Genomic DNA, 25326 nt, shown 5'->3' with positions numbered 1-25326 from the left:
ATAATTATTGGTTGTTGGATTCAGTGTTTTAGAGAAAATCATTCACTTTAAATTTCTTTTATCCCAATATTGCTTCAATTTGAAGAGAGCAAAGAAAAATATTTCTATATTTTACTTGAATAAAACTTCAAATTTTTCTTTGAATTTTGTTAGAATCTTTTGCAAAATTATCCATCATTTATTTAGGAAATATAATGAAATTACAAAAGATTGATGAAAATACTTTTAATTTACGGGGTAAATTAAAAGAGATGAGTGATTATAGTGAGCTAAAAAGTATTTTAGAAAAAAAACGAAAAAAGGGTGAAGTGGAAGTAATTTTTAATATCCCCAACGCTAAAGAAATAAATTTTTATATTTTAGGATATTGGTTAAAACTTGCCCAAAAAAACAATTTTAAATTTCGTATTTATATTGAAAACTCTTATTTGTATAATAACTTTTTAAAGCTAGGTTTGCATAATTTTTTTGAGGTTATTAATGGAAACTTGGAATAATATCTACTCCCTCTTTAATCCTGTTACTTTTAGTCTTTTTGGAATCTCTGTTCGCTGGTATGGGATTATGTATGCGATGGCTTTGTTTTCTGCTCTTTTTTTGGCTCAATATATCGTAAAAAAAACTCCCTACCCCATCAAAGAAGAACTCTTAAATAGCTATTTTATTTGGGCGGAAATTGGCGTAATACTTGGGGCTAGAATAGGATATATCATCTTTTATGACCCCTTTAGTTTCTATTACCTAACCCACCCTTGGGAAATTTTTAACCCCTTTGATAGAAATGGAAACTTCATAGGAATTAGCGGAATGAGCTATCACGGGGGCGTTATTGGATTTTTGATAGCTTCTTTCTGGTTTGTAAAAGTCAAAAAGGTGAATTTTTGGCTTTTTGCTGATTTGGCAGGGCTTAGCATACCCTTAGCCTACACCTTTGGAAGGATTGGAAACTTCCTAAACCAAGAGCTAGTAGGCAGAGAAACGACAAGCCCTCTAGGAATCTATGTTGATGGCGTATTGCGACACCCAAGTCAGCTTTATGAGGCATTTTTAGAGGGCATTTGCGTGTTTATTGTTTTGTTTTTATACCGCAAAAAAGCTCGTTTTGTGGGAGAAATAGGGATTTTGTATGTAGTTTTATATTCCCTAGCACGCTTTGTTGCAGAGTTTTTTAGAGAGCCAGATTCTCAAATTGGCTTTATAGCCTTTAATTGGCTCACGCAAGGACAATTACTCTCCCTTATCATAGGGGTTTTGTGCTTATGCTTTCTTTTTAAAAAGGCAAAAAGTGGCTAATATCTCTTTGCAAAACATCTCCAAAAGTTTCAACCACCACATCGTCTTAAAAGACATCTCCTTACATATTCAAAAACACCAAAGAGTAGCTATCATAGGCAAAAATGGAGCGGGCAAAAGCACACTTTTAAAGATTCTTAGCGGAGAATTACAAGCAGATGAGGGAGAATATCTTGTAGAAAACAATCTTCAAATACAAGCACTCGCCCAAAAATCAAACTTTAAAGAAAATCAAAGCACCAAAGAGGCTATCTTAGAATCCCTCTCTACCCTAACAGAAGCCAAAAAAACTTTAGAGCAAATCTCTGCAAAACTCCAAAAAGAGCCAAACAACCCACAGCTCCTTGATGAACACACTAAAATCTCAAACTTCATCAATCATCACGATGCTTGGGATTTAGACAACAAAGTTCAACAAATCTTAGAATCTTTTGCACTAAAAGACCTAGAAAATCAAAACATCAGCACTTTAAGTGGTGGAGAGCAAAAACGCGTAGCCCTTGCTTGCTTGCTTCTTACAAAGCCCGATGTTTTGTTGCTTGATGAACCCACCAATCATTTAGATATTGAAATGGTAGAGTTTTTAGAAAATTTATTACTCAAAGAAAAATGGACACTCATTTTCATCAGCCACGATAGGTATTTTATCGACAAAGTTGCGACACGCATTATCGAGGTAGAGGATTGCAAGATTCGTGAATTTAACGGAGGATATAGGGATTATCTAAACGCCAAAGAGGCACTTTTAAAAAGTCTTTCAAAAAGCCATGAAACCCTCCTTAAGCATCTAAAAAGTGAAGAAGAGTGGCTATCTCGTGGAGTTAGAGCTAGAGTAAAACGCAATGAAGGACGCAAAGAAAGAATCTTAAAACTAAGAGAGGAGGCAAAGAAAAATCCTGCCCTTATCCGAAAAATGAGCCTAGAGCTAGAAAGAGAAAATAAACACTTTAACCAAACTGAGGGAACAAACCGAAAAAAAATGTTGTTTGAACTCAAAAATATCAGCCTTGGTATCCACCAAAAAATCCTATTTCAAGACTTTTCTACGAGAATCTTAGCTGCTGATAAAATCGCTATTGTAGGCAAAAATGGATCAGGAAAAAGCAGCTTTTTAAAGCTTCTTTTAGGACGCATACAAGAATGCAGCGGAATCTTAGAAAAAGGCGAGATACGATGTGGCTACTTCGACCAACACCGCGAAATGCTTGATGATTCTAAGGATTTATTAGAAACCTTTTGTCCTTTTGGCGGAGACCATATAGAAGTTAAGGGCAAAAGTTTGCATATTTTTGGCTATCTTAAAAACTTCCTATTCCCCAAAGAGTTTTTAGATAAAAAAATTGGTGCATTAAGTGGGGGCGAAAAAAATCGCGTAGCCCTAGCCCTACTCTTTAGCAAAGAATACGATTGCTTGATTTTAGATGAGCCAACCAATGACTTAGATATTCCAACCATTAATATTTTAGAGGAGTATTTGCAGAGCTTTCAAGGAGCACTTATTTTTGTAAGCCACGACCGCTATTTTGTCGATAAAATCGCCAAAAAGCTTTTTATCCTAAAAGATAAAAAAATCGAAGAATCTTATCGTAGCTTTAGTGAATATTTGGAGATTCAAAGTGAGCTTAAAGAATACAAAAATCTCGCCTTAGAGCTAGATTCTCCTAAAAAGATTCAAAAGCCAAAAACGCAAACCAAACTAAGTTACAATGAAAAAAGACTTTTAGAATTACTGCCAAAAGAGATTGAATCCTTAGAGCAAGACTTGAAGCTTTTAGAAAAGGAGCTTTATATACCGCAAAAAAATAGCGATTTAACAACCCTAGCTTTAGAATACGAAAACAAAAAAGCCTTATGCGAAGAGAAAATCACGCAATACCTAGAACTAGAAGAAAAAATGGAGAATCTCTAATGCAAAGATTTGGGGAGTTTATGCAAGAGTGGCTTTATGGAGAGGGGGGTTATTATAGAAGTTTGCGTATTGGCAAAGAAGGGGATTTTTATACCAGCGTAAGTGTGAGTGAGTTTTTTGGCTATACCTTAGCCTATTATCTACAACAACAATTAAACCTCCTTCCAAACCAAAAAATAGCGATTATAGAAATTGGTGCAGAGAGGGGCAATCTCATTAGCGATATTGCTTTTTTTTTACAAGAAAATTATAAAGATTTTAAAAAAATTGATTTTCTCATCTTAGAACCTCTTAAACCTTTGCATAACATACAAAAGCAAAATTTTTTGCAAAAAATAGATTCTAAAGAACCCTTCATAGTAGAGGATTTTCAAGCCATTAAATCCCTGCATTATGATTTTATTTTCTACTGCAGCAATGAGCTTTTGGATGCGTTTCCTTGCGAACTCTATCATCAAGAGCAAATGGCTTTTATAGAAAATGATACTTTAAGATTCCAAAAAGCTCCCGCACCCATAGAGCAAATCGCAAGAAAATTTAATTTGCAAATCTCTGAAATTCCTTTGGGTGTAGAGGAATTTATCAAAAATTGCGATGATTGTGCCAAAAATTGGATGTTTTTAACCTTTGATTATGGAAGCTTAGAATCAAGAAATGAGTTTTCCTTACGATTCTTTGAAAAACACACAACCAAAAATCTTTTTATTTCTCCAAAAAGCACAGAATATGATAAAAGCTTTTTAGAATCCTTTGGGCAATATGATATAACCTATGATGTAAATTTTGCCATCTGGAATAGCCACTTCCAATCCATAGGGGCAAAAAAGCTTTTTTGCCATAGGCAAAATAGAGCCTTAGTCGATATGGGTTTAGATAAAGTCGGGGAGTGGTATATTGCTAAATATGGATTAGAATCTTTTATGAAAAACTCCTCAAAGATTCGCACACTTATTGAGCCGGGCTTACTAGGTGAGAGATTTTTTGGTATGGCTTTTGTCAAATAACTTAGAAAGGATGATTATGGATTTTAATAAAAATCTTATTGATGCCATTGATAGAATAGAAAAAGCGAGAATTGCGGTGGATAGACATAGAATTATTAGACTAATTGCGGTTAGCAAATACTCTACCACAGAAGAAATACAAGCTCTTTATCAATGCGGACAAAGAGCCTTTGGGGAAAATAAAGTGCAAGATTTAAACCAAAAATCCCAAATCTTAGAATCCCTGCCATTAGAGTGGCATTTCATTGGCACACTCCAAAGCAATAAAATCAATGCTCTCTTAAAGCTAAACCCCTTTATGCTCCATAGTCTGCATTCTCTAAGCCTTGCAGAAGAGTTGCAAAAACGGCTAAATAAGGAGAATAAAACTTTACGCACACTTTTGCAAATCAATAGTGCCAAAGAAGATAATAAAAGTGGCTTTATGCCTGAAGTCGCACTTGAAAGCTACCACCAAATCTCTGAAAAATGCCCCAACATAAGGCTTTGTGGGGTTATGAGCATTGGAGCACACACCCAAGATACCAAAACCATTCAAAAAAGCTTTGAAACCACTTATAAGATTTATGAAAAGCTACTCCCCATAGGCGCACAAACTCTAAGTATGGGAATGAGTGGAGACTTCGAGCTTGCCATTAAATGTGGAAGCAATTGTGTGCGACTAGGTTCTATACTTTTTAAATAATTAAAAATTAAGTTTGACAAGTTTTTGCGGAATCTTGACAACAATCTTTTGGACAAGCTCACTTTCGGCAATGGAGATTCCACCTGCATGAACATCGTTAGATTCAAAAACTGCTAACTGCCCATTAAAGAGTAATAGCGTTGAAGCATAAATACTGGGATAATACTCTATTAAATCCCTCTCTTTATCATAAGGTTTCTTAACTTCACAGAGACTATGGGGGGCAACGAAAAATATCTCCCTGCCCTTTAATACCATTTGAAAATCCACCATTTCTTGATGACTTTCATAAAATGCTTCTTTAGGAGGCTTTGTATAATAGGCTTGTTCGATGACTTTAATATCCTCACCCAAACACACTTCAAAACTCTCACCAGCCCCTAAATTTGTGATTCTGCGATAAACTTCACTTTCCTCATCTAAGGCTTCATCTAAATAACTACACACCTTTAAGAGAGAATCGCTTTTCTTAAACTTTCTCAAAACATCAGCAAAATAGCCCACAAACATACTAAGCCTTTAAAAGTTTCTTAAGCCTACTAATCGCCATTTATTATCCTTTTGCTCTAGCTCCACCACACAACCTTTGCCAATCTTTAAAGAAAATTCCCCGCAAAGGTATCGCACAAATTCACTTATGGTAGGCTCGTGTCCTACGAAACTTACCACTTCCCAATCTTGCTGTATCTCTTCTTTGCATTTAATATAGCCCTCTATTCCTGCTTCTGGATTTAAAGAGGGGCTTAAAAAGAAAGTGCTTTGCTTTTGATGAGCGGCGACATATTTAGCCGTATCAGAAGCCCTAATGGCTAAAGAGGCAATTATGGCATCAATTTGGTATTTTTTAAGATATTTCCCTATATTTTTGGCTTGTTTAATGCCTTTTTTGGTTAGAGGTCTTCTTAAATCTTCTTTCGCACTCCATTTTTCTCTATCTTCAGCTTTCGTATGACGAACCAAAATTAAGCGCATTACAGCCCCATTTTCTCTACCATTTTAACAACAAGTCGTGTGCTTTTTCTTGCCGCCTCCTCTAAAAACTCTTCATAGCTCACCAAGGCTTCATCACTTGCATTATCAGAGATTGCACGCAAAATACAAAAAGGGATTTGCAAATTATCACACACCACCGCTACACTAGCACCCTCCATTTCTATGGCATCGGCTTTAAAAGTATTTTTAATCCACTCTTTGCGTTCAAAATTATGAATAAATTGATCCCCTGTGGCAATCACTCCTTCATACATTCTAAAACCTTCATTTTTGGCAACTTCTTTAGCGATACTATTGAGTTTCTCATCGGTTTTGGTAAAAACTTTTCCTCCTGATAAGAATCCAAAAGGATGCCCAAAAGCAGTAATATCTACATCGTGTTGGGCTAATTCTACCCCTAAGACTAAATCACCAATTTTATAGTTTGGATTAACACCCCCTGCAACCCCTGTAAAAATAATACGCTCACAACCAAAATGCAAAATCATAATAGAAGCACTAAGAGCAGAAAACACCTTACCGATGCGGCTACTTGCGACAATGATTCCATTTTGTTTGATTTTATAAAAAGTATTTCCGCCAAAGCAAATACTCTCATAATCTTTATAATGCTCCAACAAAAGCATTATTTCTTCATCCATTGCCCCTAAAATACCAACTTTCATTAAAAATCCTTCTCTAAAAATTCTTGCACTTCTTGATAGTTTTGCAAGCTTATCGTGTCTCTTTGTGTCAAACGTTTATTAAGCCCTTTTAGCACATTACCACCGCATTCGACAAAAACCTCAATTTCTGAATCATTTTCACGGATAGATTGCTTATAAAGCACAGGAGAGATAAGCTGATTAGATAATAGCTCTAAAGCCTCATCCTTTGTGTTATAGGGCTTTGCGCTAACATTAGAAATAACAGGGAATCCAAAGGAATCTTTTAAAAAATCTTGCAAAATTGCCTTAAAATCTTCACACATTCCTTCTAAAAGAGGACAATGACTAGCAACAGAGATAGGAAGCATTAATGCCCTCTTAGCACCAAGCCCTTTTATCTCTGCTTCAAGACTTAATAAATCTCCTCTATTTCCTGCTAATACCATCTGCCCATCAGCATTATAGTTCGCACACCAAACCTTCAAACCTACATTATGCTTTTTTTGACAAAATTCCTCCAGCACTTGATCATCTAACCCCAAAACAACCATCATACCAGCATTTTTCTCCTTACAACACTCCTCCATTAACCTCCCTCTTTGATTAACCAAAGCTAAGGCATCACCAAAATCAAGAACGCCACTAGCACATAAAGCACTAAATTCTCCCAAAGAATGCCCCAAGCCAAACTTTATCTTTCCTTTAATCTTAGGATAAATCAAAGAATACACTCCATAGCTTACAAGCAAAATCGCTGATTGCGTATATCGGGTAAGATTTAACTTCTCATTTTCCTCAAAACAAAGCTTTGCCATATCTTCTTGCAAAATATCACTTGCTTTTTCAAAAAGCATTCTAACCTCTTGTGAGTTTTCATAAAGGTCTTTTCCCATTCCTATGCTTTGGCTACCTTGACCAGGAAAAATTACTGCAACATTCATTATTATCCTTTACATTTTTGTCTTTGCTTGTATGCCCAAAAGCTCTAATCCTTGAAAAATGGCTTGAGCTACAATCTTTAAAACACTTAAAATTTGCTTTTCATTTTCGGTGTGCAAAATCTTTTCTTCATTATAAAAATGATGAAACTCTGAAGAAAGCATACGCAAGTATTCCACTACCTTTTGAGGCGCTCTTTGGTAAAAAGCATCTTCTAAAACCTTATGAAAACTCAAAGCCAATACCAATAAATCGCGCAAAGATTCATTAATGCCCTCTAAAGACTCGCCTTGAAAACTTTCAAAATCTTGATGAGATTTTTCAAAGAGGGTATGAATCCTAGCGTGTGCATAATTAATATAATACACGGGGTTAGAAGAATCTTGTTTCTTTAAATCCTCCACATCAAATTCCAAATGGGTATCGGCTTTTTTACTCAAAAAAGTCAAGCGCAGGGCATCAGAGCCAACCTCTTGTGCCACATCTTTTAGCAAAATAAAATTACCCGCTCTCTTGCTCATCTTATAGGTTTCACCACCTTTTAACAAAGCCACCATTTGTGAGAGTAGCACTTCTAGCTTCTTGCTATCATAGCCCAAAAACTCTATGGCAGCTTTTATTCTAGCTATATAGCCGTGGTGGTCAGCCCCCCAGATATTGATACATCTATCAAAGGAACGTTGAAACTTATCCCTATGGTAAATAATATCTCCGGCAAGATAAGTAGGCTCTCCATTCTCGCGAACAATCACTCTATCCTTTTCGTCTCCATATTCACTAGATTTTATCCATAACTTTTGCTCTAATTCATAAACCCCATTGCCTCTTTGTAATTGCTCTAAGGTGCTATCCCATTCCTTAAAAAGTGCTTTTTCGCTCACAAAATTATCAAATACGATTCCAATCTGGGCTAGATTTTCTTGTATTTCCTCTAGCATTTTATCTTTTCCAAAGACGCTTAAACAAAAGATATTTTTCTCCGCTTCAAAGCATTCTTGACCAAAAGTTTCTTTTGCTTCTTTTGCTAACTCTAAGATATATTCTCCTTTGTAGCAACCCTCTGGCATTTCATAAGATTCACCAAAATACAAATGCCTCCCTGCAATATAAATAGATTTTCCTAGATTTTCTATTTGCGCTCCGGCATCATTAATATAATATTCACTGACAACCTCAAAACCCAAGTATATTCCAAGACGCACCAAGCAATCCCCAAAAATCGCCCCCCTTGCGTGTCCAATATGCAAAGGACCTGTGGGGTTAGCACTCACATATTCAAGCAAGATTCTTTCTTTGGTATTTTTGGGAGATTTTGGAGCTAGAAAATCCTTTGCGCACTCTTGCAAAAACCCATCGCTTACAGAGAAATTCACATACCCACCTACAACATTGACACTAGCAATCTGTGGCAAGGATTGTAAAGTTTCTCCAAACTCTCTTGCGATTTCTTGAGGATTTTTTTTAAGGTTTTTAGCAAGGCTAAAAGTTGGTAAAGCAAAATGCCCGAACTTTTTATCTTTGGGTTTTTCTAAAAAGCATTCAATAGCTAATGCCTTATTAATAAGAGCTTTTAGGCTTTGATACATTTTTAAACTTTAGTGCTTTCAGAGTTATTCATTGTAGTTGTTGAAGCATTTTCTTGTTTATCTTGCTCAATTTTAGTATTTGTTGCTATCTCCTCCTCTTCTTCTTTTACAGCTTTTTTGAAATTTTTAATCCCTGAACCTAACCCTTTAGCCAAATCTGGAATCTTCTTAGCCCCAAATAAAACAATGATAATTAATAAAACAATTAATAATTGTTGCACGCTTGGCATCATTTTTGCATCCTTTGAAAAAATTTCCAAATTATAGCATACATTTAAACTTGCAACCTGTATCAAAACCTATCTAAGATGCCAAAAACTTGCTTGATAAAACTCATTAAAATAACCCGCACTATCTCCCTTACTATCCCTCAAAATAGCGTTGTAAATCCCTTCTTGTTTATTGGTTTTAAACACCACTTTCCCATCTCTAAGCAATAACACATCCTCACAAAGTTGCAAAATAATGCGCAAATCGTGCGAAATCACGAGATAAGTGATAGAAAGCTGCTTTTGCAAAGACTTTAACATCTCAATCATTTTCATTTGCAAATGCACATCCAAATTAGAAAGTGCTTCATCTAAAATTAATACTCTAGGCTGAAGCGCCAAAACCCTTGCAAGATTAATCCTTTGTTGTTCCCCACCACTAAATTCAAAGCTCTTTTTATCCAAAGAATCTTTAGGTAAGCCTACAAGCTCCGCTAACTCTTCGCTCTGATCTTTGGGATTTTTAAGCATTTTAAAATTTTCTAATCCCTCTAATAAGCATTTTCTAGCACTCCATCTAGGGTTTAGAGAACTTTGAGGATCTTGAAAAACCGCCTGAATGAGCCTCCTCTCCTGCTTTTTGTCAAAAAACATTCTCACCTGACCACTTTTTGGCTTTTCTAATCCTAACAAGATTCTAACAAGGCTTGATTTTCCTGCTCCATTGCGTCCTAAAATGCCTAAATTTCTATTTTCAAACAAAGAAAAACTCACCTTCTCCAAAGCCACATTCAAAGGAGCTTTAGAGAAAAAATTACCTTTTTTATAATATTGAGACACTCCATCAACTCTAATTAACTCTCGCACGAAAATCCCCCCAAGGTGTTTGGAATAGCTTTTGATTCTCATCAAGCAATTCTTTTGTTTTGATAGCTTTTGGAGTCTTTAAAATCTCTTGTGTTTTTCCATATTCAATCATTCTCCCATTATCTAAAATCGCAATAGTATCTGCGACTTTAGCAGCCAAAAACACATCATGCGTTACAAACAAGATTCCAAATCCCTTTTGCCTCTGCAAAGACAACAATAATTCCACAATCTCATTAACTCCAATGCAATCCAAATCACTCGTCATTTCATCACTAAAAACAAAATCAGGATTAATACAAAGTGCTAAAGCAATCATAGCCCTTTGAAGCATTCCTCCACTTAACTCAAAAGGATAAGAATCTAGCACATCTCTTGCTAATCCCACAGATTCTAGCCCCCATTTTTCTTCTTCTAAGTCCATTTTATGTGCTTTAAGGGTTTCTACAAAATGGCTTCTTAAGGTATAGATTCCATCAAAACAGCTCGAAGGATTTTGCAAAATTACGCCACTTCTTAAGCCATTATAAACCTGCCCTATTTGACAAATATTTTGAGGCAATAGCCCCAAAATAGTCCTTAAGAGCATACTTTTCCCACTGCCACTCTCACCTAAAATAGCTAATTTCTCGCCCCTTAAAACACTCAAAGAAATATTTTTTAAAATCTCTTTATGTGGGCTTTTTAAAGAAAGATTTTCTACTTTAATCATTTTTTACCTTTAAGCAATCTAAGGCGTATTTATCCCGTAAAGCTTCCCCTAAAGTATTAAAAACTGCCACACTTATAAAAATACAAAGCCCCGGATAAAGCATCAAATGAGGATACTCCATCACAAAAGGCGCAAAATCTTGAATCATAACCCCCCACTCTGCCATTGGAGCTTGCACCCCAAGCCCCAAAAAAGACAATCCTGCAACATGCAAAAGTATATGCCCAAAATCTAGGGTAATGAGAATAATCATCTGCACAAAAACCACAGGTAAAATATGTTGGCATAAAATCTTTAACTCACTCCCGCCAAGCATTTTAGCAGCCATTATGTGGTTTTGTGTGCGCACTTCTAGCACAATGCTTCGAACCATTCTTGCATACCAAGCCCAATGCGTAAGAGTAATCGCTAAAATCACATTCACCAAACCAACACCCAACACAGCAATAAAAAACAACGCCAAAACAAAGGTAGGAAAAGTCAAAAACACATCGCAAAAACGCATTAAAATATTATCCACCATTCCACCCCTATATCCAGCAATCATCCCCACACTAAAAGAGCTTATAATAATCAAAAAGCTAACACACAGCACACTAAAAAAAGAGATTCTTGCCCCATAGCCCAAACGGCTTAAAATATCTCTTCCCAAGTGATCACTCCCAAGCCAATATTCACTGCTAGGAGAAGAAAATTTCATTTGCAAATCCCCTATATTTGGATCGTGAGGAAATATCAAAGGGGCAAAAATAGCCACAAAAATCAAAACAACACTTAAAAACAAGGCAATCTTTAAACGCATTTAAACTTCTTTATAACGAATTTTGGGATTAAGAGAGGCTAATGCAATATCAACCAACAAATTTACTAAAGTAAAAACCACCACCATTAAAAGCATAAAAGCTTGAATCACCGGATAATCGTGGCTATAAATTGCCCCTATGGCATATCTGCCAAACCCGGGCATTCCAAAGAGGACTTCTACAACCACAGCCCCACCTAAAAGCTCCCCAAAGTGCATTCCAAAAGAAGTGATGATTGGCAAAATAGAGTTTTTCAAAATATGCTTATAAATAGTGCTTTGGGATAATCCCCTAGCATAGGCATACAACACACTTCTTTGGTTTTGATGCTCTAAAAAACTCACCCGCATTAATCGCATATTAATCGCTATGGACATCAAGCTTAAAGTAATAACTGGCAAGATATAGCTTGTAGGTGAAAAATCCTCATAAGGAGACAAAATACCAAACTTCAAGGTAAAAACATAAATTAGCAAAAACCCAAGCCAAAAACTTGGTGTTGAAACTGCCACAAAAGCAAAAATCCCAAGCCCTCTATCAAGGATAGAATCTTTCTTCACAGCTCCTAATACACCTAGAACAACCCCAAAACCCATAACCACAATCATCGACAAAAAGGCAAGGTTTAAAGTTGTGGGCAGATAATACAAAATATCCCCTAAAACTGGAGCTTTGGTAACATAAGAGATTCCAAAATCTAGGTGCAAGATATTTTTTAGCCATATCCTATACTGCTCCAAAAAGGGAAGGTTTAAACCTAGCTCCTCTCTAGCAGCCTCTAATGCTTCCTGTGTTGGGGGTATCTGGGATTGCGTAAGATAAGCAAATGCAGGATCAATAGGGCTTAGACGCAAAATCCCAAAAACAATAAAAGAAACCACTAGCAAAGTAGGAATCAAAAATAAGAGCCTCTGTGCTATAAACCTAAACATCTATTGAATCTCCACATTTTCAAATAAAAATTCATTTTCCATATTGCCAAGCATATAAGATTTAATTTTGCTTTTATGATACACCCCTAACACCACGTCATAGGCTAAAGGCAAATAAACATCACTCTTATGAAGAGAAAAAAGTAGAGTCCTATATTCTTCTTGCAAGGTTTTTTCTTCATAAGCATTTAAGATTCTATGAATATTTGCATCAATGTCTTTTTTGTTTTCTAAATCTCTTTGAATCGCAAAATCAGCGTGTGATGGAATTAGCATTGAAGCGACAAAAGAATGAGGATCGTAGGGATTCCCCCAAGTATCATTAAAGATTAAATCAAAATTACCATTTTTTTGACGCTGAAAAAATGCAGTGGATTCACTTGCGACCAATTTAACTTCAAGTCCAATTTTACTCAAATCCAAAGCAATTGCTTCGGCGATGGATTTTTGTGTGGGATTGTTAGCCACATAGACAAACTCCAAAGGCTTAAAATTCTTATCTTTTAGCAATGTTTTTGCTTCTGTTATATTAAACGCAATCTTTTCTAATCCTACATCACAAAAGGGCAATGAAGGGTTAAATAAAAAATCTGCTTTGGGATCAATTTGCAACAAAATCTTTTCCCAAATGAGATTCTTATTCACACCTGCAATAATCGCCCTTCTTAAATCTTGATTAGAAGTTACCCTATCCTTTGAGGCGTTAATAGCAATATGAAAAGTCCCCTGCGGTTTGGAAGTGATAACCTGATATTTTGGATTTTGACTAAGTCGCTTAAAATTCTCCCTAGAAATAGCATCTTTGCCGACTAAAATATCCAAAGAGCCACTTTCAAAAGCCAAGATTCTAGCATTGGCATCGGGTAAAATCTTCATCACAAGGCGGGAGATTTGTGGTTTTTTGCCTACAAAGTGAGGATTAGGGACGAACACATCACGTACGCCAGATATACTCTCTTCTAACATAAAAGCACCACTACCAATAGGGGCTTTTATCCCATTTTTAGTGCTTTTATCTATCATCGCCTCTGGAGCAATCATTCTAAAAGGGCGCGGTAAAGCAAGTTCATTCAAAGTCGCCACATAAGGACTATTAAGCTCCAGCCTAAAAACATCTGCACTTAGGGCTTTGTAGCCAACAATCTTATGGATTAATCCAAGCCAAGAATGCCTTGAACGATTTTCCAAAATTGCTACAAAGTTTGCTTCAATCGCATAGGCATCTAAAGGACTTCCATTAGAAAACTTTAAATCTTTTTGAATCTTAAAAGTATAGGTTTTGCCCCCATTAGAAATCTCCCAAGATTTAGCAATTTGTGGCTCTATGCCCTTTTCTGTATAGCGCACAAGCCCTTGATAGAGCATCACTTGCGCATAAAGCTGATTGGGAGAATAAAGATGGGGATTAATCTTGCCCGCATTTAAAGACCACGCACTAGTAATCTCAATAGAAAAACTATAAGAAAAGAAAAGGAAGATAAAAAACAAAACTCTCATCACTCTACCTTTGCATATCTAAGATATAAGACGCAATTTTACATTTCAAAACTTAACAATTTACTTAAAAACAATTTTAATAATGAGAATATTAAATCTAAGAACTAACCAAAAATAAGATTAATTAAGAATAAGAGAATCTAAAAAATAAAATGAGAATAAGAAAGCCTGAAGAGAAAGATTAGCGGGAGAGGGATTAGTGAGAAACCGCCTCACTAATACCAATACCACTTTGCGCTCTAAAATCTTGTGCATTAAATCCACTTTTATCAATCTCTGCTCGTTTGGAAGTATCAAGCTTAGAAATAATATAAATAAGGACAAAAGTCAAAGGCATAGAAAAAATCGCTGGGTGATTATAAGGGAATATTGCCTCACTAAAGCCAAAGCTCTTCACCCAAATGCTAGGGCTTAAGATTACAAGAATCAAAACAACAACAAGTCCGATTAAACCGCCCCAAAATGCTCCTTTTGTCGTAAGATTCCTCCAATAAATACTTAGTAGAAGAATAGGGAAATTAACACTAGCGGCAATCCCAAAGGCTAAACCAACCATAAAGGCTACATTTTGCTTTTCAAAAATCATACCTAAAACAATAGCGACAATCCCAATACCAATCGTAGCAATTTTTGTTACCCTCCTCTCTAGCTTTTCATCACATACACCATTTTTGCAAACATTCACAAATAAATCGTGGCTTATTGCCCCAGCCCCAGAAATAGCAAGTCCAGAGACAACAGCTAAAATAGTCGCAAAGGCAACTGCGGAAATAAATCCTAAGAAAATATCCCCACCTATAACCTCTGCTAAAGTAATAGCAACCATATTAGCAACACCATTAAAAGTCCCATCTGCATTGGTATAGTTAGGATTCCCAAGCAAAAGAACAATTGCTCCAAATCCTATAACGAAAGTTAGAATATAAAAATACCCAATAAACACTGTAGCATAAAAAACAGATTTTCTTGCCTCTTTGGCATCTTTAACCGTGAAGAATCTCATTAAAATATGAGGCAAACCTGCTGTCCCAAACATCAATGCAAGCCCTAATGAAATAGCAGAAATGGGGTCTTTTATAAATCCACCCGGACTCATAATACCCTCACCTTGAGGGTGATTCTTTATTGCTTCAGAGAAATAATAGGTTAAATCAAATTTTGTAAGATACAAAATCATAAAAGACATAAAAGTAGCCCCACTTAAGAGTAGAATTGCTTTAATGATTTGCACCCAAGTTGTAGCGTGCATTCCGCCAAAAGTTACATAACAAATCATTAAAATCCCAACTAAAACAACCGCCACAGCATAAGGAAGCCCAAAAAGCACTTGGATTAACTGCCCAGCACCAACCATTTGCGCAATGAGATAAAAACTAACGACACTTAAAGCAGACACTGCGGATAAAATTCTAATAGGCTTTGAATCCAATCGGTAAGCGGTAATATCTGTAAAGGTAAATTTACCAAGATTCCTAAGCTTCTCTGCAATTAAAAATAAAATAATAGGCCAACCAACCAAAAACCCAATGGAGTAAATCAATCCATCAAAGCCATTGGTAAAAACAAGTGCGGTGATACCCAAAAATGAAGCAGCACTCATATAATCCCCAGCAATGGCAGTCCCATTTTGGAGTCCTGTGATATTCCCTCCAGCGGTATAAAAACTACTTGCAGATTGACTTTTTTTGCTTGAATAATAAGTAATCCCTAAAGTTGCTAAAACAAATGCCAAAAACATAATAACGGCAGTTGGGTTAAACTGCGCTTTTACAATCTCACCAACATCAACACCCGCCCCAAAACACAAACTACTGAAAATACTTAAAAAGATGATTGTTTTTTTCATTTATTATCCTTATAATAAGTAATCTTACCTTCTTTAAAATCCTCTAATAAACCACTGCTTTCTAACTCTTGTAATGCTTCTTGTTGAGTTTTATCAAAATATACATTCGCAAAGAAAGTATAAATTCCTGTTGCAACGACACAAATAATAATTAAGAAAATACCAACAACAATTCCAAGCGTGACTGCGCTAGGTCCCAAACGATATCCAAGAATCTCTGGAAAAGAACCAACACCGACTATAAAAGCATAATATAAAACCAAAATAACAATAGATAATGTCAAAGAAACCCTATTTCTTAGAGAAATAAAATTCCGAAACTTTTCAATAACCTCATCATTTTTCATAATGCCATCCTTTAGAGTTGAAAATGTATTCTATATGCTACTTAAAAACTCATAAGTTTTACCTAATAATTTTTAAGCAATCGCAATAAATAGAAAAGATTGTTTATTATAGTAACTATGTACCATAAAAATTTTGATTTTGGGTATAATAGAAACACCACAGAATCCTTATCTGCTCTCTATTCATAAGGATTCCATCAAATCTACCCTAATACTTTTTAATAAAAGCTCTAGCAAAATTTTGCTATTTGCAATCAATGCCCTCCAAAATTTATTGACTAAAAAATTATTGCTTAATACCTTGATGAAGCAACCAAAATATCAAATGTCTTAAAACTTTTGTTATAATGCAAGGACAAATTATAGATTCCAAGGATGCGTATGCAATACATTAATAATACTTTAGAGGGAAAGCATATTTTAATCACTGGAGGAGCAGGATTTATAGGCTCTAATCTAGCATTATATCTCCAAAAATATCATCCTAAAGCCAAAGTGGTAGTCTTTGATTGCTTCAGAAATGAAGAAATTTTTAGTAATGGCAATCTCAAATCTTTAGGGCATTTCAAGAATCTATTAGGTTTTAATGGAGAGGTAATTGTTGGCGATATTAATAATAAAGAGGATTTAAAACGATTAGAAGAAAATAGATTTGATTACATCTTTCACCAAGCGGCTATTTCTGATACAACTATTAGCGACCAAGAAGCGGTTTTAAGAAGCAATGTAAATGCCTTTAAAGATTTATTACAATTATGTTTGAAAATGGATTCTAAGATGATTTATGCCTCTAGTGCAGGGGTATATGGAAATACTCCTGCTCCAAACAGCATAGGAAGCGGTGAGATTCCAGAGAATATTTATGGATTTTCTAAACTTATGATGGATAATCTAGCCAATAAATATTTACAAGACAATCCTTGCTTACATATTGTTGGATTGCGGTATTTTAATGTGTATGGAGAAAATGAGTTTTACAAGGGAAAAACGGCTTCTATGATTTTGCAATTAGGGCTACAAGCTCTAAAAAACAAAAAAGTTCGCCTTTTTAAAATGGGGGAACAAAAACGCGATTTTGTCTATATTGAAGATGTTATTCAAGCCAATATTAAAGCAATGGAAGCTAAAAAAAGTGGAGTTTATAATGTAGGAAGCGGAAATGCTAGAAGCTACAATGACATAGTGGATTCTCTTAAGCAAAATTTAGGAGAATTTGAAGTGGAATACTTTGATAATCCCTATGCTTTCTTCCAAACACATACACAAGCTAGTCTCACACTCACTAAAGAATTTCTAGGCTATGAGCCTAGATTCTCCTTAGAAGTTGGTATTAAAAAATATATAGAACAAATTCAAGAAATTCATCTAAAGGGTTGGTAATTGAAGCCAAATATCTTAGTTATTGGGGATTTAATCTTAGATCATTATGTTTGGGGAGAATGCGAGAGAATCTCTCCTGAAGCCCCTGTGCAAGTTATTGAAGTAACCAAAGAAACTCTAAGTTTAGGTGGTGCTTGTAATGTTGCCAATAATTTAGTGGCTTTAGAAGCGGAAGTCTTTATCTGCGGGATGATAGGTGCTGATGAAGCAGGAGAAAAGCTAAAGCACCAACTACAAACTCTCCATATCCATACACAGGGAATCTACATTCATAAAAATCGCCCCACAACGAAAAAATCAAGAATTATCGCCGCACACCAACAGGTTTTACGCGTAGATAAAGAAGATAAAGAAATGATTTGCCAAGAAGGAGAATCTTTTATCTTAAACTTTAGTGTGCAGCTTATCAAAAACCACAAGATTGACTGCATCATTCTTTCAGATTACCAAAAAGGAGTTTTAAGCCCTAAGCTTACACAAGAGCTTATCACTCTTGCTAATAAATCTAAAATCAAGATTTTAATCGACCCAAAAGGCAAGGATTATCAAAAATATCGAGGTGCGACACTCCTAACTCCTAACAAAAAAGAAGCTAAAGAAGCCACGAATATCTCTATTTATAATGAAGAAACACTACTTTTAGCGACTAAAAAATTAAAACAAATGTGTGATTTGGAGTTTTCTTTAATCACCTTAAGCGAAGATGGCATAGCGGTTTTAGATAAAACCTTACAAACAATTCCCACAGTAGCCAAAGAAGTCTTTGATGTAACAGGTGCTGGAGATACCGTGATTGCTGCCTTAGCCTATATGCTTTCCTTACAAAAAAATATTCTCCAAAGTGTTTATTTTGCTAATGCAGCAGCGGCTGTTGTTGTGAATAAAATAGGTTCAGCCACCGCCTCTAAGGAGGAGATTATTAATTATTTAAAGAAAAACAATTTACTAAACTCACAATTTGTCGATGCCAATTTTTTATCAACCCTACAAGAGGATAACCACAAAAATCCTCCTTTCTTTTTGCAACTCCAAAAAACACCCCAAAAAATAAGAAATTATAGGGATAAATACATTAGCCCCCCACACTTAAATGATTTTTTTACAACCCTAAAAACCCTAGAATCTAAAATTGTTTTCACAAATGGTTGTTTTGACATTTTACATTTAGGGCATATTGACTACCTCAACCAAGCAAAAAAATTAGGGGATTTACTAATTGTTGGCTTAAATAGTGATGATTCTATTAAAGCCCTTAAAGGCAAGGAACGACCCATCAACGCACAATATGATAGAATAGCAATGCTATGTGCATTAGAATGCGTGGATTTTGTGATTGTTTTTGAGGAAGAAACCCCTTTAGAGCTTATTAAAAAAATCAAGCCTGATATTTTAGTCAAAGGCAAAGATTACCTAGATAAGGAAATAGTAGGAAGTGCTATTGCCAAAGAAGTGCGCTTAATAGATTATATAGAGGGCAAAAGTAGCACCGCTATTATTGAAAAAATTAAAAATTCCAAAAATAAAGATTAGGAGCATTTATGATTCAAATCACAGGGTTAGGTATGCAATATGCCACCAAAAAGCTTTTTGAAAATATTAATTTAAAACTTGATAAAGGTAAGCGTTATGGACTAATTGGGGCTAATGGTGCAGGAAAATCAACCTTTTTAAAAATCCTAAGCCAAGAAATAGAACCTACCAATGGAAATATTGCTTTTGCCCCTAATGCAAGAATTGGCATTTTAGGGCAAAATCAATTCGCCTTTGAATACTTTAGCATTGAAGATTGCGTTTTATATGGCAACAAAAGACTTTATGAGGCTATCAAAGAAAAAGAAAAGATTTATGAAAGCGGGGATTTTAGCGATGCTATTAATGAACGCTTAGGGGAGCTTGAAACCATTTGCGCCGAAGAAGACCCTACTTATGAATATGATATACAGATTCAAAAAATTTTAGAAGATTTAGGGTTTCGTGCTTCTATCCATAAGGAATTAATGAAAACTCTAACAGGGGGAGATAAGTTTAAAGTGCTATTAGCACAAGTGCTTTTCCCACGACCTGATATTTTGTTTTTAGATGAACCCACTAATAACTTAGACTTAAATGCTATTGCCTACTTAGAAGAACAATTAAAAAGACACGAGGGGACTTTAGTAGTTATCTCTCACGATAGACATTTTTTAAATAGCGTTTGCACACATATTTTGGATTTAGACTTTAAAAATGTGCGCGAATTTAGCGGAAATTATGATGATTGGTATATTGCTAGCACACTTATAGCCAAACAACAAGAAATGGAACACAATAAAAAGCTCAAAGAAAAAGAAGAATTAGAATCTTTTATCGCACGATTTTCAGCAAATGCCTCCAAAGCACGACAAGCCACTAGCCGACAAAAACAACTTGAAAAGTTGGATATAAAAAATCTTGAAGTCTCTAGCCGAAGAGAACCTAGCATTCTCTTTAAACCCGAACGCAATATTGGAAATGAAGCTTTAGATATTGAAAACCTAAGTTTTGCCTATGGAGATTTGGAGATTTTAAAAAATCTTGATTTAAAAATACTTCCCGGAGATAAAATCGCCCTTATTGGACGCAATGGAATTGGAAAAAGCACTTTTTGTGAATTAATTTGTGAAAATCTAATGCCAAAAGAGGGAAGCATAAAATGGGGAGCAACTATAAAAAGAAGCTATTTTCCCCAAAATACTACCGAACTTATTGTAGGAGAAGAAAGTCTCTATGAATGGCTTAGGGGCTTTGATAAGAAAAAAGAATCTACAGAAATACGCAACGCTCTAGGAAGAATGCTCTTTAATGGGGAAGAACAAGAAAAAAGTGTAGGGAGTTTAAGTGGAGGGGAGAAACATCGCATAATGCTTTCTAAGTTAATGCTAGAGGGGGGGAATTTTTTAGTGCTAGATGAACCCACTAATCATCTTGATTTAGAAGCCATTATTGCATTAGGTGAAGCACTTTATAAATATAATGGGAACATTATTTGCATAAGCCACGATAGAGAATTAATTGATGCTTTTGCTAATCGCATTATAGAATTTAAAGAAAATAATGAAATCCTAGACTTTAGAGGGAGCTATGAAGAATATATAGAAAATTCCTCAAAGTTTTAGTATTAGCGCATCAAAGAATAACTCGATACTAAAATAAAGATGAACTATGATATTTTCTAATCTTAAAATCCGCACAAAAATGCTATTACTCTTATGTGTTCCTCTAGTTATTTTTACTTGTATCTCTGTTTTGCTTATCCAAAATAGCTATAAAGAATATCGTAGAATCGAACTTTTAGAAAAGGGCATTTTATTTTCTGCCAACATTAGTGCAACTATCCACGAATTACAAAAAGAAAGAGGGGCTTCTGCAGGTTACTTAGGGGCAAAAAATGAAAAATTCCAAAAACTCTTATTTGAGCAAAGATTATTAACAGATAAAGAAATAAAAAACCTAAAAGACTTTTTGCAGTCCTTTAATTTTGCGGATTATCCAAGGATTCTCCAAGAATCTTTAAATAACTCCTTAAAACAACTAGAATACCTACAAAGTATTCGGGGTGGGGTTGATTCTTCTAGTATCAAAATTGGAGAGGTTTTAGGCTATTATACACAAACGATTTCAAGCCTTATAGAAAATATCACAGAGATAGCAAACATTAGCAGAGATTATGTAGTTGTTCGCTCTTTGATTGCTTTTATTGAGCTTGTTAATGCAAAAGAAAATTCTGGACAAGAAAGGGCTGTTTTATCTAATGTTTTAGGGGCTAATAAGTTTGCAGAAGGATTATACCAACGCTTTATCTCCTTAATAACAGCGCAAAATATCTATTTAGAAAACTTTATCCATTATAGCACGGAGGAAGGATTAGAATTTTACCAACAAGCCATCAAAGACCCAAGCTTCCAAGAAGTAGAAAGAATGCGCAAAATCGCTATTGCAAAAGCAGAAACAGGCAATTTTGGAATCTCACAGGCTTATTGGTTTGACACCATTACATCAAAAATTAATATTTTAAGAACTATTGAAGATAGGCTTTCTAATAATCTCATCTCAACCGTTTCACAAAATAAATCTAAGAATTTCTTTAATTTTGTAGGATTAAGTGTTGTCTTGGTGTCGGTTATTATTTTAACCTTAGGAATAAGCTATCTTATCGTTTATAACATCACCTCGCGTATTAAAAAAATTTTAGAATTCCTTGTTTATATCAACAAAACTAAAAACATTAGCCAAACCCTTGCTTTCAAAAAAAGCTCTGATGAAATTGGGATTATGTATCAAGCAATTCAGAATTTTTTACAAACTATTAAACAAATTTTCATAGAGCTAAACTTACAAAGTAAGCATAACCTCCAGATTTCCCAAGATTTACTCAAAGGCGCAAAAGATGTCTTAGGTTACACAAAAGAGAGCTTTAGGCTTTCTAACTATTCTAATGAAATCGGAAAAGAGGTTGGGGAATCCCTAGAAATAAATATCCAAAAAACAACCCATACAATGACAGATATTATAGGAGCAAAATCCCAATTAGATGAAACCAAGAATTCTATTGTAAATTTTTCAGAAAACATTGAACAAGACGCACAAAATCAAGAGACATTGGTCGATAATATCACAACACTTACCCAAGATGCGCAAAATATCAAAAATATACTAGCAACTATCACTGATATTGCAGACCAAACAAACTTATTAGCACTCAATGCTGCTATTGAAGCAGCAAGAGCAGGAGAACACGGAAGAGGATTTGCGGTTGTTGCTGATGAAGTTAGAAAGTTAGCAGAGAGAACAGGAAAATCTTTAAATGAGATTGATACCACCATTACGATTATCACACAATCTATCAATAATGTTAGCACACAGATTTCACAAAACTCCAAAAAATTCTTCTCTTTTGTGAATAGCTCTCACCAAATTCAAGAAAATATCAATAAGGTTAATGAAGCCATAGAAGAGGTAAGCTCTCTTGCTAATGAAACCATTACAAGTTCGCAACAGCTCAATAGTGAAGCAAACTCACTTTTAGACAACAATAAAAAGCTTAATGAACATCTACAAAATATTTCGCAAGAAATGGATAAAATCTCTAATATTTCTAAGGAACTCTCAACGCAATCACAAAAGATTGAATCTAAAATTAATGAATTTAAGCTCTAAGAAGACAACCGCTTTTTTAAGGCTATTAAATGACAATTTTTGGAGATTATGTTTATTCTAAACCCCTTAAACACATTTTTACTTTTAAGAAAAAAGATCTACCCCTTTGCTTTAAAAAAATCCAAAAATATTCCAAATATGGATATTTGGTTGGGTATGTTAGCTATGAGGCAGGATTATTTTCCTCCAAGGAACAAAAAGAATACAAAAAACCTTTATTAGAATTTATCCTTTTTAAAAAACGTTCTTTACTCTCTAATTCATCTTTAAAAACCAAAGCTTTGTTTTATCCTACCATTAAGCAAGGACTTAATGAGGAATTTTATAAGCATACTTTTCAAAAGGTAAAGCAAAATCTAAAACTTGGGAATACCTACCAAGTTAATCTCACACAAGAACTACATTTACAAAGCCATTGTGAGGGATTAGAGATTTTTAAAGCTTTACTCCACACGCAAAATACAGATTATAAAGCCTATTTTAAAACCCCTTTTGTTGAAATTATTTCACTCTCCCCAGAGCTTTTTTTCCAACTTAAAAAAGACAAAATCACTTTAGAACCGATGAAAGGAACGATTAAACGAGGTAAAAACAAACAAGAGGATAAGAAAAATAAAAAAAGCTTAAAACAAGATTCTAAAAATATTTCAGAAAACATAATGATTGTGGATTTATTGCGCAATGATATTAGCCAAATTGCTAAACTCCACACCCTAAAAATCAAATCCCTCCTTACTATTAAAACTTATCCCACACTCCACCAAATGGTTTCAAAACTCCAAGCAAAAATCCCTAATCAACCCCTTTATAAAATCTTTAGTGCTTTATTTCCTTGTGGCTCTATCACAGGAGCACCTAAAAAATCTACTATGGATATTATCCAAAACCTAGAACTTAGGGATAGGGGAGTGTATTGTGGTGCAATAGGGGTTATTACAAAAAATAAGGCTTGTTTTAATGTCCCTATACGCACACTGATGAAATACCAAGATGAAGACTTTTATCGCTATGGTGTAGGCAGCGGAATCGTGTGGGATTCTAAATGGGAAGAGGAATTTAAAGAATTGCAATTAAAATCTCAATTTCTCTTTCCTCATAATTTTAAGCTTTTAGAAACTATTCTTGTACGTGGCAATCAAGCCTTTTTACTCTCTTACCATTTAAAAAGGATTTTAAAAAGCGCAAAAGATTTTGGTTTTTATTGCCCTAAATTCTTAGAAGATTCCTATGAGGCTTTATGCTCTAAAAATCTTAATATGATGAAAAACTTTCAAGCCTTTGAACCACTTTTATCCAAGATAGGGTGGCAAAGTATCCCCGATATACTTTTACCGTTCCTCCAAAGGGATTCTAAACCTTCTATTTTGCGTCTTTTATTAGATCAAAAAATACTTTTTGAGCAAACTCCCTATACTCCTATTTGCTCTTATAATATTGCCTTTGCTAAAGACTGCATTTATTCGCATAATGATTTACTCTATCACAAAACCACCCTAAGGAGACATTTTACTAAGACTCCCAACCAAAAAATTTTTGATTATATCTACACCAATGAAAAAGGAGAAATTACAGAGGGCAGTAGGAGTAATATTATAATCTTAAAAAATAATACCTTTCTCACTCCTCCTAGAAAAAGCGGTTTATTAGGGGGTTGTATCCGGCAATTCCTTTTAGATTCTAAACTTATTTATGAAAAGACTTTGTTAAAAAAAGATCTTTTAGAAGCAGAAAAAATCTTTTGCACCAATGCCTTAAGGGGTATTGTAGAGGTTACAATCAATGCGCAAAAAAATACTTCTGATTGATAATTATGATTCTTTTACTTACAATCTGTATTATTACTTTTTATCCTTAGGTGCAAAGATTAAAGTTATCAAAAATGATGCTATTGTGGAAAAAAATTTTGTGGAATCTTTTAGCCATCTTGTTATTTCTCCAGGCTTTGGTTCCCCTAAAGATTCAGGAATATCCTTGAAAATTCTTACAAGCTTCCCCTATAAAAAAACTCTTGGGGTATGTTTGGGTATGCAATGTATTGCAGAAGTCTATGGAGGCAAAGTAGAAGAAATGGACACTCCACTACACGCTCAAAAAATGCTTTGTGAATTTATCCCCAATAAACTTTGTAAAAATATTTATAAACCCTTTCAAGTAGCTCTCTACCACTCTTTGTATGTTTCAGAACTTGGAGAATGCCAAATGTTAGGATTTATCACAAAAAATCATCGCAAAATCCCTATGATAATCCAACATAAACATCTTCCACTCTATGGCATACAATTCCACCCAGAATCCATTTTACAATCCCAAGGCAAACAATTACTCCATAATTTCTTAAAAATCTAAAATTTAACAAAATTTTAAACACTAAAGACTATTTTTTAAAAACTCTCATAAATTTACATTTTGTAACTTCAAATAATAAAACATATTAATTTTAATAAAATACGATATGTATTTATAAAATAATAGTATAATGCTATTTTATATCTATAGCAACAA

General features: G+C 34.7%; 24 protein-coding genes. 11 read left to right on the top strand and 13 right to left on the bottom strand.

From position 1 onward, the window contains the following. Window positions 1-194 precede the first annotated feature (194 nt). Genes C6H18_RS03775 through C6H18_RS03755 form a run of 5 tightly spaced genes read left to right on the top strand, consistent with a single transcriptional unit; the run spans window position 195 to window position 4891 of the window. Entirely contained in the window at window positions 195-497 is a 303-nt protein-coding gene (locus C6H18_RS03775; protein ID WP_104721779.1) for a hypothetical protein, read from the top strand. After that, window positions 481-1293 carry a prolipoprotein diacylglyceryl transferase gene (gene lgt, locus C6H18_RS03770; RefSeq protein WP_104721778.1) on the top strand — a complete coding sequence of 271 codons (813 nt, stop codon included), beginning with the start codon at window positions 481-483 and terminating at the stop codon, window positions 1291-1293. The genes C6H18_RS03775 and lgt overlap by 17 nt, the downstream gene beginning before the upstream one ends. Beyond that, window positions 1286-3202 carry a ribosomal protection-like ABC-F family protein gene (gene abc-f, locus C6H18_RS03765; RefSeq protein ID WP_104721777.1) on the top strand — a complete coding sequence of 639 codons (1917 nt, stop codon included), beginning with the start codon at window positions 1286-1288 and terminating at the stop codon, window positions 3200-3202. Before lgt ends, abc-f begins: the two co-directional genes overlap by 8 nt. Further along, on the top strand, window positions 3202-4206 hold the full coding sequence (locus C6H18_RS03760; RefSeq protein ID WP_158654859.1) for an SAM-dependent methyltransferase: 1005 nt from the start codon (window positions 3202-3204) through the stop codon (window positions 4204-4206). The genes abc-f and C6H18_RS03760 overlap by 1 nt, the downstream gene beginning before the upstream one ends. 16 nt (window positions 4207-4222) lie before the next feature. Then, window positions 4223-4891, top strand: a complete 669-nt coding sequence (locus C6H18_RS03755; RefSeq protein ID WP_199770116.1) for a YggS family pyridoxal phosphate-dependent enzyme — start codon at window positions 4223-4225, stop codon at window positions 4889-4891. Here C6H18_RS03755 and C6H18_RS03750 read toward each other — a convergent pair whose 3' ends face one another. From C6H18_RS03750 to C6H18_RS03690, 13 genes are all read right to left on the bottom strand, one after another. After that, window positions 4892-5401: a YhcH/YjgK/YiaL family protein gene (locus tag C6H18_RS03750; protein WP_104721775.1), complete on the bottom strand. Its 510-nt coding sequence runs from the start codon at window positions 5399-5401 to the stop codon at window positions 4892-4894. A 9-nt stretch (window positions 5402-5410) separates the two neighbouring features. Beyond that, entirely contained in the window at window positions 5411-5863 is a 453-nt protein-coding gene (gene sixA / locus C6H18_RS03745) for a phosphohistidine phosphatase SixA (RefSeq protein WP_104721774.1), read from the bottom strand. Further along, complete coding sequence (locus tag C6H18_RS03740) at window positions 5863-6549, bottom strand: 5'-methylthioadenosine/adenosylhomocysteine nucleosidase (protein ID WP_104721773.1); 687 nt, start codon at window positions 6547-6549, stop codon at window positions 5863-5865. Before C6H18_RS03740 ends, sixA begins: the two co-directional genes overlap by 1 nt. After that, the gene (gene fabD, locus C6H18_RS03735; protein ID WP_104721772.1) at window positions 6549-7472 is read right to left on the bottom strand and encodes an ACP S-malonyltransferase; all 924 of its coding nucleotides are present in this window, start codon (window positions 7470-7472) and stop codon (window positions 6549-6551) included. The genes C6H18_RS03740 and fabD overlap by 1 nt, the downstream gene beginning before the upstream one ends. Before the next feature lie 9 nt (window positions 7473-7481). Beyond that, the gene (gene argS / locus C6H18_RS03730; RefSeq protein ID WP_104721771.1) at window positions 7482-9056 is read right to left on the bottom strand and encodes an arginine--tRNA ligase; all 1575 of its coding nucleotides are present in this window, start codon (window positions 9054-9056) and stop codon (window positions 7482-7484) included. 2 nt (window positions 9057-9058) lie between these two features. Beyond that, window positions 9059-9289: a twin-arginine translocase TatA/TatE family subunit gene (gene tatA / locus C6H18_RS03725; RefSeq protein WP_104721770.1), complete on the bottom strand. Its 231-nt coding sequence runs from the start codon at window positions 9287-9289 to the stop codon at window positions 9059-9061. A 66-nt stretch (window positions 9290-9355) separates the two neighbouring features. Continuing rightward, window positions 9356-10132 (bottom strand): ATP-binding cassette domain-containing protein, encoded by a 777-nt coding sequence (locus C6H18_RS03720; protein ID WP_104721769.1) that lies wholly within the window; start codon window positions 10130-10132, stop codon window positions 9356-9358. Then, window positions 10116-10844: an ABC transporter ATP-binding protein gene (locus C6H18_RS03715; protein ID WP_104721768.1), complete on the bottom strand. Its 729-nt coding sequence runs from the start codon at window positions 10842-10844 to the stop codon at window positions 10116-10118. The genes C6H18_RS03720 and C6H18_RS03715 overlap by 17 nt, the downstream gene beginning before the upstream one ends. Next, window positions 10837-11646: a nickel ABC transporter permease subunit NikC gene (gene nikC / locus C6H18_RS03710; protein WP_104721767.1), complete on the bottom strand. Its 810-nt coding sequence runs from the start codon at window positions 11644-11646 to the stop codon at window positions 10837-10839. Before nikC ends, C6H18_RS03715 begins: the two co-directional genes overlap by 8 nt. Continuing rightward, window positions 11647-12579: an ABC transporter permease subunit gene (locus C6H18_RS03705; protein ID WP_104721766.1), complete on the bottom strand. Its 933-nt coding sequence runs from the start codon at window positions 12577-12579 to the stop codon at window positions 11647-11649. Further along, entirely contained in the window at window positions 12580-14076 is a 1497-nt protein-coding gene (gene nikA, locus C6H18_RS03700; protein ID WP_104721765.1) for a nickel ABC transporter substrate-binding protein, read from the bottom strand. A 196-nt stretch (window positions 14077-14272) separates the two neighbouring features. Beyond that, window positions 14273-15922 carry a cation acetate symporter gene (locus tag C6H18_RS03695; protein ID WP_104721764.1) on the bottom strand — a complete coding sequence of 550 codons (1650 nt, stop codon included), beginning with the start codon at window positions 15920-15922 and terminating at the stop codon, window positions 14273-14275. Next, window positions 15919-16269 (bottom strand): DUF485 domain-containing protein, encoded by a 351-nt coding sequence (locus tag C6H18_RS03690; protein ID WP_104721763.1) that lies wholly within the window; start codon window positions 16267-16269, stop codon window positions 15919-15921. The genes C6H18_RS03695 and C6H18_RS03690 overlap by 4 nt, the downstream gene beginning before the upstream one ends. A gap of 381 nt (window positions 16270-16650) precedes the next feature. Between C6H18_RS03690 and rfaD the strand changes: the two genes are divergently transcribed. From rfaD to C6H18_RS03660, 6 genes are read left to right on the top strand one after another with little or no spacing between them, the layout of a single operon-like run. Continuing rightward, window positions 16651-17649 (top strand): ADP-glyceromanno-heptose 6-epimerase, encoded by a 999-nt coding sequence (gene rfaD / locus C6H18_RS03685; RefSeq protein ID WP_104721762.1) that lies wholly within the window; start codon window positions 16651-16653, stop codon window positions 17647-17649. Beyond that, window positions 17650-19179, top strand: a complete 1530-nt coding sequence (rfaE1, locus tag C6H18_RS03680) for a D-glycero-beta-D-manno-heptose-7-phosphate kinase (RefSeq protein WP_104721761.1) — start codon at window positions 17650-17652, stop codon at window positions 19177-19179. 8 nt (window positions 19180-19187) lie between these two features. Beyond that, window positions 19188-20783, top strand: a complete 1596-nt coding sequence (locus tag C6H18_RS03675) for an ABC-F family ATP-binding cassette domain-containing protein (protein ID WP_104721760.1) — start codon at window positions 19188-19190, stop codon at window positions 20781-20783. A gap of 46 nt (window positions 20784-20829) precedes the next feature. Next, on the top strand, window positions 20830-22824 hold the full coding sequence (locus tag C6H18_RS03670) for a methyl-accepting chemotaxis protein (RefSeq protein WP_104721759.1): 1995 nt from the start codon (window positions 20830-20832) through the stop codon (window positions 22822-22824). A gap of 29 nt (window positions 22825-22853) precedes the next feature. Beyond that, window positions 22854-24629 (top strand): bifunctional anthranilate synthase component I family protein/class IV aminotransferase, encoded by a 1776-nt coding sequence (locus C6H18_RS03665; RefSeq protein WP_104721758.1) that lies wholly within the window; start codon window positions 22854-22856, stop codon window positions 24627-24629. Continuing rightward, window positions 24604-25170 carry an anthranilate synthase component II gene (locus C6H18_RS03660; RefSeq protein WP_104721757.1) on the top strand — a complete coding sequence of 189 codons (567 nt, stop codon included), beginning with the start codon at window positions 24604-24606 and terminating at the stop codon, window positions 25168-25170. The genes C6H18_RS03665 and C6H18_RS03660 overlap by 26 nt, the downstream gene beginning before the upstream one ends. Window positions 25171-25326 lie beyond the last annotated feature (156 nt).

The organism is Helicobacter mesocricetorum, from assembly GCF_900198605.1.
Classification (GTDB): domain Bacteria; phylum Campylobacterota; class Campylobacteria; order Campylobacterales; family Helicobacteraceae; genus Helicobacter_D; species Helicobacter_D mesocricetorum.
The sequence above is the reverse complement of the archived record's forward strand: the minus strand, read 5'-3'. Positions and strand labels throughout refer to the sequence as shown.